Origin of the sequence: Paenibacillus glucanolyticus NBRC 15330 (genome assembly GCF_004000885.1) — a bacterium.
In the GTDB taxonomy this organism is placed as follows: Bacteria; Bacillota; Bacilli; order Paenibacillales; family Paenibacillaceae; genus Paenibacillus_AQ; species Paenibacillus_AQ glucanolyticus.
Genome location: NZ_BIMC01000009.1, coordinates 171,743 through 189,513 on the forward strand (window position 1 = coordinate 171,743; position 17,771 = coordinate 189,513).

The following is a 17,771-nucleotide window of genomic DNA, read 5'->3' on the forward strand; positions in this document are numbered from 1 at the left end:
TGGCACATTTTTTTACTGAACCTTTTTCCACACACCGGCTTGGCTAGGCGTTTCCCCTTTGGTCCACCATTTTGCTTCACAAACGGCTCCATTGTAAGATACCCGTTCACCGCCAATGTAAGCCTTGGAGCTGTTCCAAGCCACGGTTGCTTTGTTAAAGTCCTGCGACTTCTCCATAAAACAGAACGTACACAGGAACCCAACGTTGAACAGGTTCTCAACACGCCGGATGAGCACGAAGATATCATTGCCCTCACCGATCGTCTGACCTCTTCCCTGACTGCGGCGATTGAAGCCGCTGAGGGAGTAGTCCGGCTGCTGCGTGGATATATAAAATGAGGAGCACACAGATGATCTGTATGCTCCTTCGCCCTCATTATATTCAATTTCCGCTGCCAGACTCATTCTCAGATGACTCATTTCTTTCAGACGTTCCATTCTCAGGCGTCTGCTCTTCAGAAAGCGCACTTTCATCGGACAGCTCATAAGATATGCCATCCACAACAACCTTGTCGATTAGGGACACATCCAGCGTTTTATCCAGCTTCACGATAACTTTGCTTGTATATGGCAGGTTCTGCTGTGAGTCATTTTCGGTTCCTGAGAACTCCGGTTCTTCTCCACCATCAACCGACTCGGAAGAGTCTGAGCCTGCTCCTTCTGCGTCTCCCGCTGTTGTCCCCGAATTCGAATCTGTCTGATCCTGGCTGGAACCAGAATCTGTTCCTGTTGGATCGGTGTCCGCTCCCCCTGTTGTTTCATCCGTGCACGTCCGTGATAGTTCAGGACTTGCCGCTTCAAACAATAGGTTTGCATCCTGACCCAGGACCTGGAGATTCTCCATATTGAAATCCCGGCAAGCCGCCGATTGTTTGAAATGGAAGCTCAGTTCAGTCAAGCCCTTCTGCTCACCTTCTTCCACTACGGACGCCGTCAACAGCGGCTGCTCCGGAACCGTATCCTCCGAGACAGGAGGCACGGTAACTGGAGGCGTAACAACTGAATTCGGATCCGCAGGGTCCTTCCCGTTTTGCACCATGAGAAAGATACCGCCGGCCAAGATGAGGACAAGTGCAGCTGAAGCTATTTTTACGAACCTCGGATGGCTTCGGATAAATCTCATGAATGGCGAAGCCAGCTCGGCCCTAACCTTCGTATAGACCCCCTTAAGAACAGGGTCAGGGTTACTAAAATAAGTCTTCACGTACTCCTTATTCTTGAATGCTTCGCGGTCATGGGTCTTGAAGTACTGGACGATCGCGGCAGCATAGGCCGGCACGAGACCCCGTGGCTTAACGAATACCGGCTGCTTCGCAGACCATTGAATATACTGGTAGACCACTTCAGGACTCTTGCTGTACTTATGTACATAATCCAGCAGGCCACGGTAGTCAATAGCGCCGGAATGAATCTCCGTGCAGAAGGCCAAGGTGATGCTTTCAAAATGGGATGGCGCCACATCCTGCTGCAGCCACCTCCGCATAATATGCTGGGTGCGCTCCCGCTCCTCGGTTGAAAGATCGGCAAGCACCTCCGCTTTAACTTCGGTTCTGCTGCACCACTGGTACAGCGCCAGCATGACAGCCGCTTTGGAGCGTATTCGGGAATCAAAACGTTCTACCCACCCTTTGAATTCCTTGGGCATTTGCAGAAATCCAATGTCCAGAAGCTGCTTCCGGTTCAATTGCTCAGGCTCCAATTCTCGCAAGAGAAAGAGGTTGGCTGCATAAATCATTCGGTCTGCAAATGCGGTCCCGCCTTGGTAACGAGCGATCCCCCGCTCTTCGTGATGCTCCAGGGAATCCAATTGATCCAGCACGGCGTTGACCGCTCTTACAGGATCTGCATCATGCTGTAATTTATCGATGAGCTGGGCTTCAGCCAGCCTAACATAATTCTCCTGTTCCAGCAGAAGGGGATGGTTCCTCACCCATAGACTGATCAGATCAACCAGATCCGTTGGCGTTGCCCTCTGTTTCATACTGGCTTTCATATAAGGATCGAACATCAGCGCAGGCAGCCCCGGGCTGGTCAGTACTCTGGCATAGAAGGCACGGCTTAGAGCCGGACTGCCCTCCAGCAAGCCATAAATCGCCAAGGTCACATCCTGACGCTGCTTCGACAAGGCATTATTTAATGAGCGAATAAAATATTCCACAATCATGTCATTGTGCTGTCTAGGGTTGATGCTGTGATAGTCCTTCACGGACCCGGCAATCGCCGGATCGGGAACCTGTCCGCCCTTCACAAGCTCAAACTCATGGGCAAACAGGGCAAGGAACAGATCATCCAGCCGTTTCTTTAAACCCAGAGCCCCGGCTGGCTCCAGATAGAGCAGCAAGGCACGAAGCACAGCAAACTTATGGTCGTTATACAGATCTTCACGGCCCTCTTCGATCTGGAACAGCACGCATAAATCGTCGTAGCTATCCAGAGAAATCTGACGGGCCGGCTCCATATCCGAGAGCATCTGCTCCGCGAAGGCAAAAAAACGTTCAGATCGGGCCAGATCCAGCACTGTATCCCATGCAAAATCAAGATAAGGCTGCTCGGACCATTTCAAATCCGCATTAATGACCCTTCCGGCAGCAAGCTCAAATAAATAGTCCTTCTCAATGTTGCGGTCATTCAGGCGCAGGCCGCCCTTCTCCACGAACATGAGATGAAGTCCCTTCTTGCTGTAGGGTTCCTTGGCATACGTTACGAACCCAAGCACCCGGCGCAGCGCGTAAGGCAGTCGGCCAAACAACACAAAGAGCAGCTGCTTCGCCTTCGCGGACAACTGTTCCACCGGTACATCCAGTACGATATACACCTTTTTCTTACCCGCAGCTGCGGTTATCGATGCATAGAGCAGTTGCTTGAATACCTTCTCGTCAATGCCCAGTTCCTGCAGTAAGGCCGGGGTTTGGTCAGGAGAGACGGGAACTTGCGGGCGAGCCTGAGCCGGCATGGCAGATAACTCCGGCAGCTCTATCCCCTCTTCAATATCGTAATGATTGGCAAAAGAGGCCTGGAGCCAAGTCCGGTAAGCGGAATGCTCATCTTCCAGAAATCCGTCAGGAATCACATAATGGTGCGTAAAAAAAGCGCTGCGAAGTCCCGTGAAATCCGCTGGCTGAAACACACTGCGCCCCAGCACCGTCTCCCCTGTTTCCGTATGGAACAGATGAAGAGCGGCAGGATAAGCCTCGGCGTCCTTCTCGCTGCGTGCCGTAAGCTCTGCCGGAGCTTCATACTGACAAAAGGGATGCAGCACCTTTTTGATATAGGAAGGTTCCAATCCTGACGAGCGCGCAACCGTATCAAATCCTTCAGCCGAGCGAAACACGCCCCGCCGTTCCCTCGTGTACATTTGCTGCTGTATGTTTCGGAAAGGGAAATCCGGCACTAGTCATCCCTCCCCTCAATATACTTCAGCTTGTACAGAAGCCAGATGAACGGTTCGTCCACCCGGATCGGGCTGACCACGCTCTGCAGCTTCTGATCCACAGGGTTGCTGCCTAAGGCAGACACGGCAAAATACGCTGTATTCGAAAAATATACATCCATTGTGCCTTTGAACGGACGGTCGACCTTCTCGATAAAGCGGCGAATCTCGCCATCGATATTTTCAAACTCGGTCATGTTCAAATGCTTGCGGTGAACCATATTGTTGAATATGTTACTGTTCAGCTTCACATATTCGCCATCCTCATCCTTGAGCGCATGAAGCATATCGCTCTTGGTCAGGACGACAGCTGTCGGAATATCCGTTTTGCCCTTGTCCTCATAAGCAATGAAATCACCGAACATAGTCAGGACAACATCGCGAGGTTCATCGTACTGGGATACCCATTCGCCTGGCTGATCACCGAACTTCAAACGGATTTTCTCCCGAATGGAGCGAATCTGGAGCGGATCGACCATAAACAGAATGCCCGCGGAGTTCTTGATATGCTGTCCATGAAGTCCCAGGTAGTCCTCGTCCACCATGCCTTCACCCGCCACGTCAAAAAATACAAGCGTTAACGGCGGCTTCGATTCATCCTTGAACACGAATTGAAATATAAAAGGCTCCTGCATCTTCTCCTTCTGAGTAGACGCCAGCAAATCTCCGCGTTCAAACAACGGTTCCTCATATCCGGTGCGGAACTTGCGGCTGATCTCCGCATTCAGCGGCATACAGGCCGCATCGAAGTGATCCGCCGTCGTATGCTGCAATGTATGGATCAGCGAAGTCATATACACCGACTTGCCCACTTGGGATGCACCGATAATCGAGATAATGTTGCTCGGTACCTTCCCTGCGGTCACAGGCAGCTCATTATGGCATTTCGGGCATAAGCGTCTGCGTGTGACGACACCGTAGCGGTCGTTCAATCCAACCAGCACATGATCCGAATAAATGTGATGTTCCTCCGGTATGTCGCTTGGCCGGATGATAGCCTCAATATCATAGACCGAATCCAGCCCAAAGCGTTCGCGGTAACGATTCAGCTCGTCGTCTTCCCCAAGCGCATAATCCTCGTCGTCCTCACGGTCGTGGGCAGCCCGGAAGACAACCTCCTTCGGCGTGAACTTACTGAAACAGTAAGGGCACACAATATCATAAAACAGCGGCCTTGGCTCCGGCTCCGGCTTCTTCTTGAAAATATCAAAAATGCCCATCATTTGTACCTCCCTCTAAACCTCTGGATTGCATGGACGCTTTCGTTGTTGTCACTGTGTTCTATCTCTGCTCTCTCTATCTATACACCAGCTCATACCGTTGTCCATACTTCTTCCCGTCCGTAAAAAACAGGCGTACATAATCGTTCTTACCGACCTCAATGACGGGCAGTACATTCCGTCCGGCCGCAAAATCCGTAACGAACGGGTACAATATCCCGTCTTCCTTGTTCACCGGATATGCTCCCTCTTTCTTCACATAGCAGAGAGCCTCCTTCGGTACAGGCACTTCGGCTGTAACCTGAATTTCAATCGTTTTATAGGATTGCAGCCAGCGGCTTTTTTCGCGAATGGAGTATACCAGCATGGCTTTACCGGTGCTGAACTGAATGCAGTTCGCTTCATCGGGCTGTGTGATCAAAGTGGTCTCCCCGTTTTCAGAAGAGAAGGCATACACCGTATATGAGATCTGCCCAACACCATCCACACGATCCCGATAACCATTATTCGCCTTGTATTCGTCTCTGGTATACAAGCGCAGGCTGCCAAGATGCGGATCTCCATTCGATGCGGCGAATTCGTCATCCATCACACGTTGAATGTATACCGCTTGAAGACCAGGCGGCCAGTTCCAGCGAATCGTGCAGAAACCTTCGTCCAATTGATGGCTTAATCCCTGAATAACCCAATCTCCGGGCTCCGCATTTTTATACTGCATATCGAACGCCCCCTGCTTAAAATCCTCGGCTTGTCGAATCATTCGGCCGTTGTCCACGTCCTGTTCGGCCCGGCCGCTGCGTGCCGCCAGTTAACCTGCCGTTCTCCTTGACAGGTATCACCAGCGTGAACAAGGTCATCATACCTGCGAGGATGAAGCATGCCAAGAGACGCACACTGGCATCTCTGACTTCTCCCCCGGAGAGGCCAAATTCCAGAACAACGCCCGCCAGTAAGCCCGATACCGCACCGCCTATGCTAAAACTGCGCGCGAGATAACGGTTGTCAAACACCAGGCCGAGCGCCAGACCCATGGCAGTGCCAATGAGCAGCATCGCAGCAATTCTTCCGATCTGATAATAAACGCTGTCTTCCATAGCGCCCGTTCGCTTCGTCAACAGCGAACGGTCCCCGACATCATCATAAATTTTCTGAAAAACAAAAGACAAGTCTGCCGCATTCTGCACATCGTAATATTGCCCGCCCGTCTCGGCTGCAATCGTTTGAAGCAGATTGGCACCATCCTTATACACGAGGCTAAGGCCAATCGTATTCACCGCGATTTGCTGCTGCTTGTAGTCCGCAAGCACACGATCATGGTCGGTTTCGCTAAATCCGTCTGACAGCATAATGACCATGGCGCTTCGCCCCGCATCCTGGCTTTCCTGAATATGCGACATGGTATCCTCAAGCGCGAGACTAATGTCCGTACCGCCGTCAGTTGTTGCCAAACCGTCGATTTCCGCCATGATCTCATCCTTGATTTCCTGGTTCTTCACACGGGTAAATGGCTGCAGTAACGTTGTTGCATGATCAAACACGATCACCGATACCCTGTTATCCCGATCCATGCGGTTGATCAGATTTTTGGCTGCTGTATAGCGATCCTGATTCGGGTCGGTATCCTTCATGCTGCCGGAATTGTCTATGACCAGAACAACGTCCTTCACGGGCTTGGCGCTGCCCGGGTTCAGCTGGTACACCCACTCAAACAGCAGGCCAAGCAGGAACAGTGCCACCAAAGTGGATGGAATCAGCAGCTTCCACGATGTGCCCGTGTATCGCTGTCTCCAGGAGCTCCCGCTCAAACGGGGGGAGATCAATTCTGCGATTAAGCAGGCCAAGCCGATGCAGAAGGCCAGAATCCCGAAATAGATTCCCGTAACCACAATAACGGGAAGCCCTGTTCCCCACTGGCGGAGCAGAAATTCCCCAATGGCAAATCCAATTCCCCCGCCGACCAGACTCAACAGCAGCAGGAGAGGGTTTATTTTTCGTTGCACAATACGCGCCTACTCTCTTTATCAGAATCTAAGAACGCTAGCGCAGCTCCGGGAGCAGCGCCGGTTCCATTCCATGAAATTCATAACCGTTCGCCGTATAGGTTTCGTAGTAAGCTCTGCCATTCCGGTAATACATCAGATCCTCCAGATGGAAGCCCCCCATCAGATTCAGCTTCTCGACCCCGCTGGAGCGCTTCTCATGCACGATGCCAAGCTTGTATACTCGTAATGCTTCATCCGCACGGATGGCGTAGCGAACGAATTCGCTGTCGGCATCGCCGAAGAAATATTTCTCTTCATATCGATGCTCCTGCGTATAGTCCAGCAGCCTGACCAAAGTAACGGAGTTCTCCTCCAGCATCCGGTAGAGCACCTTAAACAAATCTTCCTTGGCAAGCACCTGCTTGTTATGATACTCGATGGTTACGTTCGCCCGGCGCAGCAGCTCCTCCTCGAAGGTCTGCACAAACGGCTCTGCCGTCAATAAATCCCTTAGACAGACTCGAATCATATTGGCCAGGATCGGCTCCGTACCTTCGTGAGTGAGAACGGATAAATTGCCGACATAGCGATCCTCGAAGAATACAGCCGCGCCGCGCTTACTTTCCAGCTCCAGCATCAGCTCCTCGGTCACCAGGCCATAATACTCCATCAAGTTCTGACCGATATAATCGTCTGCCGTGCGGATACTGGACTGAGCTGCTTCCAGCAATTCTGCTTCCAACTGGTCCAGCATGCTCGCTTGCTGCTTGTAATGCCGGTGAATCTGCTCAAGCTCCGCCTCATATAACCTGTACAGCGCAAGTTCGGTCTCCAGAAGCAGCAGCTCATACCTGCGATGATAAATCTCGCCTACAAAAAAACGAATGAACTGGCGCACATTCTGTTTATCCCGAAAGGGCAGTTTCTTGAAGGGCTGGGTTTCCACGCTTTCTTCATAATAGCGGGTTAGTCCTTCCTGCTCCGTCTTCAGCAGGCTGCCGAGATCCCGGATTCGGGAACGGACCGCTTCGAGCAGGATCCCCGCTCCACCCTTGTCGCTTGTCCACTCCACGATTTGATAACAGCCGATATGCGGATGTGTGGACAACGAGCGGCGAAGGGCAGCGTGTACTTCTTCGGCTGTGCTCGTATCCCTTAGTCTCTTCTGGACCTCCAGCTCATAATTGCTATGGAAAAACTGCTGGCAGCCTTCTCCGAACAGTGCCTCTTCGGCCTCGCGGATATTCATCCGCTTCAGTCCGGCATAACTGACAGGATGGGACATCATGCCTTTCAGTCCGTCCAGATGTTCGACATTCGGGAGCATCCGGTTCGCTCTAGCCGTTACGGCTTCCGGGTCGAGGCCGAAGTAAGTCAGGCATTCCTGTACCTCCGGTTCAGGTCCGGTCTTCATGCGCTGGAGAAGTCCCCGGCAGAGATGATAGAGGACCGTTAAGGCAATCGGCTCGTTCGGCCTTTTTACCCGGGCAAAGCCAGCCGAGACAAAGCCTTGGCGACCGGATTCGGTCATGATGTTGCTTTTGAAGGATGTATTGTTGTAAACGCCTCTCATCCCGTCATATGCCTCGTCCTTCTGCTTCCGATTCTTAAGCAAGCCGAGATGACAGATGATATCATAGATATCCTGCATGCCGGAGTAACCGGAGATGCCCCGCTCATTCTTATCGGACAGCACGTAGACCAGATCAAACAACGGAGAAGCCGGGTGAACGACCGGGATGCTCAGTCCATCCTCCGTCATTTGAAGCGGTGCGGAGAAGCTGTAATCCCGGCTCTGCATCAACTCAAGCTCCCGTAAGAAGGCGACCCCCACGGAGCTCGCATAGCCATAGGTTTCAATCTGCTCCCTCTCATTGATTAGCGCGTACAAATCCATCTGCACCGATTTGAACGACTGATTGAAGATGGATTCTGCCAGCAATGAAATTTCCGGGATAAATACATTAAACGGGTCATCGACCCGTGTAATGATAGACAGATGGACCCGGTCAAAAGACGAATAACTGCGTCCATAATCTGAAATATGGTGGCTCAACTTCCGAATGGCTTTATTTAACCCAGACAGGGGGCCCCGTTCTTGATAGAACGCCTGATACAGCTCTTTGCGCAAGGACTTGGACGCACCGTCTGCCACCGGCAGATCCAGTTGATAACTGTGAAGACGATTGGAGGATTCGGAGCCTTTCGGCCCCGGCCTGCCGCCACGGTCTGTTCCCACATGAAAATAGATGACGCTAGCGCTGTTGTCCCATTTGCGGTCATGAATCTCCATGATCGGTTCGATGGCTGCCGCCGTCATATCACCGATGAACAAGTATACCTCCGGGTAGTGGATGCTGCTCTGATCATCCTCCATCAAGGTAAGCTGCTCTTCCGACTTGGCATAACCGGCAGCATACTGGCGAAGAATTTCCCTCATCGTCTATTTCAACCTTCTTCGAATGTCGTTTAATTTGGAGGATACCTGTCGGTAGAACTGGTACCGCTCTTCGCCGTCCGCTAGCTCCACCTTCTCGTATTCCAACCGGTCGCGCGTCTCCAGGAAACGCTCAGCCAATTCCTCCAGCTTACCGAGCAGCGGCGTAATATCTTCGGAAGCGGTCAGCTCCTGATCCCGGCGGGAAGATTTGCGCAGCAGCGTGCTCCGGCTTTTCTCATCCAGCTGGCGGAAATGCTTGTAGACTTCATACTCCACGTCATTCACGCTTTTCAGCAGATTGGCAAACGGCTCCCAGGAATCCTCTTCCGGATCGCGGTCATAGACGAACAGCGCACCCTTCTTGGTAATGGTCCCGGTATACATTGCCTCGATAAATTGATCCAGCCATTTCTCCTCATTCTGATTGTCGCTGATCAAGAGCTCGAACGCCGAGATTTTGGCGGCAATGGCGGCATACTTCTTCAACTCTTCACGCACGCTGCGAATCATTTCCGGTGAACGGATCAAATTCTCTTTAGCCATATCCTCATTGATGCTGTTGAAGATATCCTTGGACCCCACCGGCTCGAGGCCTTCGTTCATCAGCCGCTTCAGCTCCGTCCAGGCCCGCTTCACTTCGCCCAGATTAGGCTTAGGCGTGTCCAGCTGAAGATCATAGGCACGAAGCAGCTCGCTGAGATCAAATGGCTTCGTGAACACAACCGCATAACGGCTGCTTGTATTCTGGTCCACATCCTTCTCCATGATAACTTTATACGTAAGTGCCTGGTTGAATTCTGCACGAACCCGGGCGTTATAATCCTGAACCCGCGGGTTGATATAAGTATCGCCCCAGGACTTCTCAGGAATCGGCGAAGGCAGGTAGGTCCAATTGTTGCGGTCTGTCTGCACCAAATGACGCCCTACGCCTTCCTTGTCCATGATGGTGCGTTCGTAACTCTCCTCATAAACCTTAAGCGGCGTGTAAACGAACAGCGGCACACCGTTCTTTGTATTCAACCAGAATATCCGATTCTTCACTTCACTTTCCTTCACCGTGAAATGGGATTTACCCACCGAATTGTTCTGGTAATTGCGAATGCCCTTCAGAATGCTTGGCGCTTGCACAGGCACGGACACAAAGCCCCAGGATGGGAAGTACAAATTGCCCGCGCTGTTGCTCAGATGGAAGACCGGCACGGCTTCATCATCCAGCTTGCTGGCGATGTTGCGCTCGACGAACTTTTCGATGGAATCCTCCTGCCCGAATTTCATGGTCAGGAAGTCCTCCATCGAGCGGGTGATCAAATCGCCGAATTTGTCCGTCAGAAACTCGGAGATGGATCTGACGATATCAATCTCCTGCTCCCGTGTCCAACGATTGGCATGGCTCAGCAGTTCCTGTGCGAAATCCCGGATGAGATCGTCCACATCTTTTTGATCCATGATCTTATTGATCACATCGGAGATGTCGGGCACGCTGACCAAGTTCCAGTAATACGTCTTGTTCCCTTTATGATCCTGCTGTTCATCACCGTTGACAAGGATGTCCCCGTTCTTGGCAAATATGGAGTTCAGCGCGTTCAGAATTTCGGTATATACGCTATAAATCCGGTTATTCTCCTGGTTGAGCAGATCGTATAAATCCTCATAGAATTCAATCATCTGCTCGGTGCGTTCCACATCGGCTTCCAGCCAGTATTCATTGATCTTTGCTTCAATATAGATGTTCTTCTTCTTATCCTTCGAGACAAAAGCACTCTTCGCATCGCCCAGGCGTTCGATCGCCTGTTCTCTGGCCGACTCGATATCGCGGGGAATGCGGGTCAGGTTCTCCCGGAGCGTTTCGATGTAAGACAGCAGCATCTTCAGCAGGCTGAAGCCCTTCTCCGTATAAATCAGACGGGATACATAGAACGGTCCTTGCTGCGGATGCAGGAACATCCGGCGGATTTGGTCGCTGAATTGATCCACGATCTCGCCTGGAAGCTGCTTCTTCGCTTTGATGTATTCCTCACGGGCTCTGGCGAGAAAATTCTGCTCCAGCTCCGTATCCATATTAATGACCTGATTCTTCACCACATTGGCATAGCTGAGCCGCTCGCTGTTCTGATACCCGGGCAGCGGCTCCGGTACGCGGGACTCGAAATTCTTCGTCATCGAGTCCAGGTCGATGCCCAGCTTACTTGCAAACTTCTCAACATCCTCCTGGCTTGGCGCTTTCTCGAACATGGTTTGCATTTTGCCAAATACGCGGTATGCCAGATAGGTGGTCATCTCCTCGATAGGCAGCACGGCCGAGGATGCTCCGATAATGTTGTAATCGTAATTGGCAGGATAGGCTTTGTTCATCTGGGCAATGTTGGTTCGGATGTTGCTGATATAATCATGGATTGCAAACTCTTCTCCGGACTGCTTTTCCTCGCTGGCCATGAAGTTCGTGATATTCTCGGCGGTGACATTCATGCAGTAATCATAGGCGTTCTCCAGCAGTTTGCCCTCCGTATTGGTAGCAGAGATGAGATGGCACAGATTAAACGGAGGCAGCGGCGAATTCACGTTCAGAATGCTGCCGTACTGCTGCTTGAACCGCTCGCCTCTGGCATCCACGTTCATCCAGTAGTCAAGCTCCTTTAGCGCCGCATATCCGTTCTTCTTGATGTACTCGCGCGTGTGCTCGCTCAAGCTTTTGTTAGCCAGATTGATATCCGGCGTAAACAGATAACCGAGTGTGTTCACGCGGTCAATCCCCGCAGAGCCGTGATCGCGCTCAATAATGCCGCGGACGATATAAGCAATATCAAGGAAGCAGCCGCTGCCTGTCCCGCCGGACAATCCGGTCAACAGGAAGACCATCAGCTTTTTGTTGGTGCCAACCGATAATGTCTTAATCTTCTTATCGATCGCTTGCACCACCTGGGTGATTTTCGTAAACAGAAGCAAGCGGCCGGCCTGACGGACACCGGCTGCCCCGTTCATTCCATCGGTAATGCTTAGCTCCGGCGACAGCCAATCCGTAATGTATGGCTCCAGGATGCTGCGATTCTGAAGGAGCCCTCCAATCTCCGCATTCGAGAGAAGCACGAATTCATTGATCGGATCAAGCCCTATTCCCTTATAGCGTTTATTCTTATCCTGTTCGTTGGTCTCAAAAGCCAGAAACTCCACATTGTCCGGCTTGTCCATTCTTTTCTTGGACAAGGGATCCTCCGGCAGCTTAAACCGGCGGTTAATCTGATATTTCAGGCGCAGCAGCGCATCGATCCCCGTGCCTCCAAGTCCAATGATGAGAATCGGGTTGTCGATGGTATCCACTCGTATTTTCTCACTGACAATCCCGCCTCCGAGTGAAACGTCAAGCTGTTGTATATGTTCTCTAACTACCGGTTTCATAATTTCCCCTCCTGATAGGTCATGGCTTAAGAGGTTGTTCAAAAAGTCCGCTTTTGATCATGAACACGCACTTTAAGCCAAATATTCAAATAATATGGTCTTGTCAGCCTGCTGCAGGGAAACTCTCAGCCGGTCTCCGTTCTTCAGTTCCGTCCCTTTCGTGGCATCCAGGGCACGTCCCGACTTCTCAATCACAGCCGAAGAATTATTTCTAAGCATGATGCGATCATTCTTGCCAGGCGTGAACAGAATCTTCTCCGTCTCCTTCAGCTCAGGTGCCAGCTGCAGAAGCTGGTGCAGGTTGAACTTCCCTTTGAATGAAGTCAGCTTTTTGTATTGCGGGAAGGTCTTCTCGCCGGTATTCTCATCCCTGATTTCAATCACGATCTGACCGACAAAGCCCTTGTTCGCTTTCTTAATCGCGCCTAGTATGAAATAAGCTCCAGCCCCCACAATGAGCAGAGCAGCGATGCCAATGATTACGGGCCATAATGGAAAAGGTTTCTCTTCATCGCCTGCGGTCAGCTCATTCCCACCGCTGCCGGAGCCCGCGGCGGCTGCTTTCGCACTGATCTTCACAGGCGCGCTTTCGCGGTAGAAGCTCTGCTCCTCCGCCCTTACCCGCAGCTCATAGTCATGCTTCTGCGGAATTTTGTAACTCCCTTCAAAGCTGCCGCCTTTGTTCTCCAGCTCGACCTCCGACTCGTCACCGGTGTCGAGATCCTTCACCAACAGCTTGGCCTTCATGTTGCCGTACAGTTCATTGTTTTGCAGCTTCTGTCCGTTGCTGACGAGATACGCGTTAATATCGATTGTATCCCCTGCCTTCACCTTCGATGATGACGGAGGATCCATGGTCAGCTCCAGATCGTAGTTGAACACAAGATTGATATCGATTTTGTCTTTGGATACACCCTTCACCTGCAGCTTCCAATCGCCCTGCTGCGGCTTCAGCAGCTTGAGAAGCGAGTAGGAATTGGATGTGGAGCGCATGACATTAGCCGATGGAATGCTCTGCTCAGCACCAGTGGGGTCCATCAGTTTAACGTCCACGGGACTTGAGGACATAATAGAAATATTCGCTTCCAGCACGTTTGCATTCGGTACGTTGACCGTGACCTCCTGATAGCTGCCATTGCCGGTAATCGACTGCACGGGTACAATCTTGAGCTGCTGGTGGCTGGCAAAAATCTCGCTTAGAATTTGCGGCAAATCATCCGCCGAGCTCGTGGTAAAGGATTTTCCTCCCGTTTGGTTCGCCAGCTCAGCCAAAGCCTCTTTATTCAGCTTCCCGTCGGCGTTCAGACCAATCGTATAGATCGGGATGCCGCTTCCTTTGGCCTCCTGAACCGACTGGTTCAAATGATCTGACGCTTCTTGGGTCGTCTTGCCTGTGTTGGGGTCCAGATCATTGTTACCGTCGGCCAAAACAACGATCATGGGTGCATGAGCCGGGTCCATGCCCTGTTTCAGCACCTTCACCGCTTCGTCGAGACCTACCGAAATGTCAGTGTAAGGACCGCGGTCCAGTTGGTCGATAAACTCCTTCAGCGCCGTTTTGTCCGCCTCCGATTGAATTTCCAGCAGCGCCTTCTCCCGCTGAATCCGGTCGGTATAGGAAACAACGCCGACTTTGTCGCCGGTTGTGGACAGCATGTCGATGAACATCTTCATCGCTTCGCTGCCGATTCTGTCAGGATCACTGTTTTTCATCGAGTTGCTGGCATCCATCACCAGAACGGCATCTATCTTGGAGCCTTGCGAGGCTGCCATTGCCTGAGGCAAGGTTCCCCCGCTCCAGGTCACGATCAGCAGCGCTGCTGCCATCAGACAGAGCAGCCATTTATTGTTACGTAGCATTGATTTTACTCCTTCACCCATTTAATCTAGCATTTGAGGATGCCTATGTTCGATCCTCTAATCTAACTGTAGGCATTAAGTCTTAAAAATATATGAAAAAAAGCTTAAAAACGATACATGCATTTTCATTTCCTTGGTATGTTTATATAGGAAATACCATGCAACTCACTAAAATATCCCAGTACTATGTCCATATGATATAATTATACCTGCCAAAGTTCAACATAATCAGTGTATCACCCGGACTTAGGACACAAGGCTCATTCACCATTTTCACCCCCATTACGATACCGGAAAGGAATAGGTATATGATTACATACGGATGTCTCGGGATTTTGTTTCTTTTTGTCATCATCAAGATCACGGCATACTTCAAACGTAAGAAGAACGCCCCGACACCGGAGCAGCTGCACCAAACGCTGCTAGAAGTCGCCAATTCAAAGAGGGAACGGCATGGATAAGAAAAAGCCGGTACAACTTCGTCCCTATATTAAAACGAGATATGTTTACCAAAAGTTAAGGGTTTGCAAACATTGCCACAATTTTACGATTCTGTGGGAAGACAGCTGCGCGTTCTGTAAACGCCACTCGCTGGTCCACGTGATGGAGCTTGCAGAGAAAAAGGCCAAGCGTTCCATGCAGAGTGACCGGCTTCTCTTCTATATTATAGGACTCTCTGCCGTACTTCTTAGTCAGACCTTCTTGCAGATCGTGATCTCCTTTGCTTGTATGGTGGTCCTGCTCGTATGGTTATGGCTGATCCAGCGGCGAGTGCTGCAAACGGAGACCCTGCATGCTCTGGACAAGTTAATACGAATTCATCAAAAACAGATTCTTGATGGCCTGGATCTGAACAAAGCAACGGCTGCTGCCGCCATCAAGGAAGATGCCCAACTAGGGTATGAGATCGTCAGGGAAATTTCTTCCCTGGTCCGAAATGACCGAATCCGCCTGCAGCAGATCGTTCTTCTGCAAACCTTCAGCCTGCGCAAGGATATGGAGCTTGAACTTGAACCGCTGCTGCTGAATGAGTTTGATCCGGACTTGGCCGCTTATATTGGTGAAATCGCCAAAATCAAGCGGGAACTGATTAACAGTAAAGCCATCCGTTACCTGCTTGATCATGAGGCTGACATTTTGCGGATGGAGCAAGGCAGGCAGATTATGATTGACGCTGCCGGAGCAGCGGTACGGAAGAAAAAATATATCGACACATTCCCTGATTTTATTAGCCGCTATGCGGATGGACTGCCAAGATATCGCTTCCTCCGCTTGTATCAGATCGTACGCCGCAATCCCGGCTTGTCGTGGAACGGCCTGCGGGACCGGGTATCTGCCATTTATAATGAACAATACCGCTCGGACCCTGATTTTCAAAAATGGGATTAGAGGGGCTATACCGTTATGACGATAAAAAACACGCTAACCCTGCGTAATCTGTATTTTTTTCTATGTATAGTCCTTCTGTTGTTAATTGGATATAAGGGCGTTCATATCTATCAAAAAATCCAGACGATGGCGCAAGCCGAACGATTGTATGTTCAGAAGAAACTCGTTCAGGCTGAGGAATGGTATCAGAAGGCAAGCCGAAACCACTCCCTTCTATATAAAGAAGCGTTGCTGGCCTCAAGGCTTCAGGAGCTCGCCCCCATTACGTCTATGAAGCAGAATCTCTCCTCTCTAGATCAACGGTTGAATCAAGTGGGAGAAGCAGGCGACTTTTCCGCCTTCATGAACGTATATGCCGAGTTGCTTGATGCGGAGGAGAAGCTGAAGGGGCACCAGGGATCATACGCTTTGTATTACGATGAAATTGTTGCCTTCTATGGCATACCCGATGATGTGAAGCGAATTTTCCTGCAATTCATCGGTTTGTTTAACCGCCAGGCCGACGAGCAGCTTGAAGAGTTGCAGTATGATGACAACAGCTTTAAATGGAACTTGCTTCGCATCCCGGACTCATTCTATGGCGGCGAGAAGCAGAAGGATGAGAAGCTGCTCAGCCTGTTCCAGCGTTACGATGAGACGGTAATGACCCGGTTGGCAGGAGCCGGACATTACGCCGAGCTGCTAAACTGGTCCCATGCCATAAGCTCCGAATATGCCAGCCGTTCAGTGAAGGCTGCTTGGGTGAGCGGCAAGACAGATGAACTTGTGCTTGCCATGCTGCAAAAGGATGCACAGCGGGAACGGCCGGCAGACTTTGTTTCACACGCCAAGGGTTACAGAGACTACTTGAATCGGAGTAATCAACAGAATTCGGATATGCTGGAGTATATTCAGAATCAGATCAACCGGTTGATCCTGGCTGCGGATGAAATGGTAGCAGAGCAGAACTACGAGGAAGCTGTAGCGCTCTATGAAGCGCTGTCCGGGTACCAGGATATGAGCAGACCATTGCAAGCTGCAAAATTGGCCTGGACTATTCACGATCCCATTCGTTTGTTCAATATGGCAAATATTCAAGGCAGCTTTAGTTATGTCAGCGGAGGTGGGAAACGTTTCGGGGGATTGGCATATGCCATTGGAGTCGATGAGGGGAATATCATCTATCTAGCGGTTTTAAACGCCGATGAAAGCGTGCAATTATTCCAAAATCATGATTTCCCGTCTGAAATCGCGATCCGCCAAGTTTCAATTGAAGAATCGCTCAGCACGGAGACAAATCCGGTCGTCCTGGTGGAAGGCGGCACAGGAACTGATCTGGTATGGTATTCAGCCTATGAAGCCAGGGCTTCCAATCTGATTCCGCTGTTCCAGTTTACCGCCGAAAGCTATCAAATCCTGCCGGATAAGTCCCTGCTGGTTACCAACTTCGAAGGAGCAAGCCCGGAAGAGATCGCCATCTTCGAGCGTCAGGGAGATCAATACGGATTCACAGGGTTTCAGCCCAATTATACCGACATCGATATTGCTGATATCAAAAGTCACCGGAACAAGAAAGTCCGCTTCACCATCAATATTCTGGCAGGGGGCTATGGTGAAGCCCTTGCTGAACGGGATGGCCACTATGTGATCTTAAGAGGAGAGCTGGATTTCCCTGCGGGGAGTGCAAGCATTATAGGAACGTTTAGCGAGTATCAGCAGATGGAGATACCAGGCAGCCAGGATCCTCCTGCCTCCGACCCGACCGAACCGGAGGATATACCAGCTGAGGGCGATTCCACGGAGGAAACGGATATTCCAGGAGATTCCGTCCCCACCGAGGTCATCAATCCTGAGGATACCCAACCAGACAACAGTGAGAGTCGTGACAGTACTGAAACTCCTAAACTCACGCAGGTTCCTGTCATTCAGGTAGAATCGATAGAATGAGTCATAAGAATGAAGGCCTGTCACAATGAATTCATCCTATTGACAAGGATGAATTCAAGATGGAAGAGAAATTACAGGAAATATCGGCAAGACATATTAAAGCGTATAAACGATACCGAAAGAGGTCCCCA

General features: G+C 50.9%; 11 protein-coding genes. 3 read left to right on the forward strand and 8 right to left on the reverse strand.

The window, feature by feature from the left end; all coding sequences use genetic code 11:
- Nucleotides 1-12 precede the first annotated feature (12 nt).
- From PGL02S_RS29035 to PGL02S_RS15390, 8 genes are all read right to left on the reverse strand, one after another.
- Nucleotides 13-420 carry a carbohydrate-binding protein gene (locus PGL02S_RS29035; RefSeq protein WP_167666157.1) on the reverse strand — a complete coding sequence of 136 codons (408 nt, stop codon included), beginning with the start codon at nucleotides 418-420 and terminating at the stop codon, nucleotides 13-15.
- Complete coding sequence (locus PGL02S_RS15360) at nucleotides 383-3,391, reverse strand: GAP1-N2 domain-containing protein (RefSeq protein ID WP_051449334.1); 3,009 nt, start codon at nucleotides 3,389-3,391, stop codon at nucleotides 383-385. The genes PGL02S_RS29035 and PGL02S_RS15360 overlap by 38 nt, the downstream gene beginning before the upstream one ends.
- The gene (locus tag PGL02S_RS15365) at nucleotides 3,391-4,650 is read right to left on the reverse strand and encodes a TRAFAC clade GTPase domain-containing protein (RefSeq protein ID WP_006212852.1); all 1,260 of its coding nucleotides are present in this window, start codon (nucleotides 4,648-4,650) and stop codon (nucleotides 3,391-3,393) included. The genes PGL02S_RS15360 and PGL02S_RS15365 overlap by 1 nt, the downstream gene beginning before the upstream one ends.
- A gap of 76 nt (nucleotides 4,651-4,726) precedes the next feature.
- Nucleotides 4,727-5,368 carry a hypothetical protein gene (locus PGL02S_RS15370; RefSeq protein ID WP_036643600.1) on the reverse strand — a complete coding sequence of 214 codons (642 nt, stop codon included), beginning with the start codon at nucleotides 5,366-5,368 and terminating at the stop codon, nucleotides 4,727-4,729.
- A 16-nt stretch (nucleotides 5,369-5,384) separates the two neighbouring features.
- Nucleotides 5,385-6,650, reverse strand: coding sequence for a vWA domain-containing protein (locus PGL02S_RS15375; RefSeq protein WP_036643601.1), 1,266 nt, complete (start codon nucleotides 6,648-6,650; stop codon nucleotides 5,385-5,387).
- A 37-nt stretch (nucleotides 6,651-6,687) separates the two neighbouring features.
- Nucleotides 6,688-9,072: a hypothetical protein gene (locus tag PGL02S_RS15380; RefSeq protein ID WP_036643602.1), complete on the reverse strand. Its 2,385-nt coding sequence runs from the start codon at nucleotides 9,070-9,072 to the stop codon at nucleotides 6,688-6,690.
- Nucleotides 9,073-9,075: 3 nt separating this feature from the next.
- The gene (locus PGL02S_RS15385; RefSeq protein WP_036643603.1) at nucleotides 9,076-12,465 is read right to left on the reverse strand and encodes a tubulin-like doman-containing protein; all 3,390 of its coding nucleotides are present in this window, start codon (nucleotides 12,463-12,465) and stop codon (nucleotides 9,076-9,078) included.
- A 72-nt stretch (nucleotides 12,466-12,537) separates the two neighbouring features.
- Nucleotides 12,538-14,325 (reverse strand): vWA domain-containing protein, encoded by a 1,788-nt coding sequence (locus tag PGL02S_RS15390; protein ID WP_036643604.1) that lies wholly within the window; start codon nucleotides 14,323-14,325, stop codon nucleotides 12,538-12,540.
- Between the two features lie 308 nt (nucleotides 14,326-14,633).
- On the opposite strand from PGL02S_RS15390, the gene PGL02S_RS28220 reads away from it, so the two are divergent.
- From PGL02S_RS28220 to PGL02S_RS15400, 3 genes are read left to right on the forward strand one after another with little or no spacing between them, the layout of a single operon-like run.
- Entirely contained in the window at nucleotides 14,634-14,786 is a 153-nt protein-coding gene (locus PGL02S_RS28220; protein WP_006212858.1) for a hypothetical protein, read from the forward strand.
- Nucleotides 14,779-15,714 carry a hypothetical protein gene (locus PGL02S_RS15395; protein WP_036643605.1) on the forward strand — a complete coding sequence of 312 codons (936 nt, stop codon included), beginning with the start codon at nucleotides 14,779-14,781 and terminating at the stop codon, nucleotides 15,712-15,714. Before PGL02S_RS28220 ends, PGL02S_RS15395 begins: the two co-directional genes overlap by 8 nt.
- A gap of 15 nt (nucleotides 15,715-15,729) precedes the next feature.
- A complete protein-coding gene (locus tag PGL02S_RS15400) occupies nucleotides 15,730-17,640 on the forward strand; it encodes a hypothetical protein (protein ID WP_036643606.1) in 1,911 nt (636 codons plus the stop codon).
- The last annotated feature ends 131 nt before the right edge of the window (nucleotides 17,641-17,771 follow it).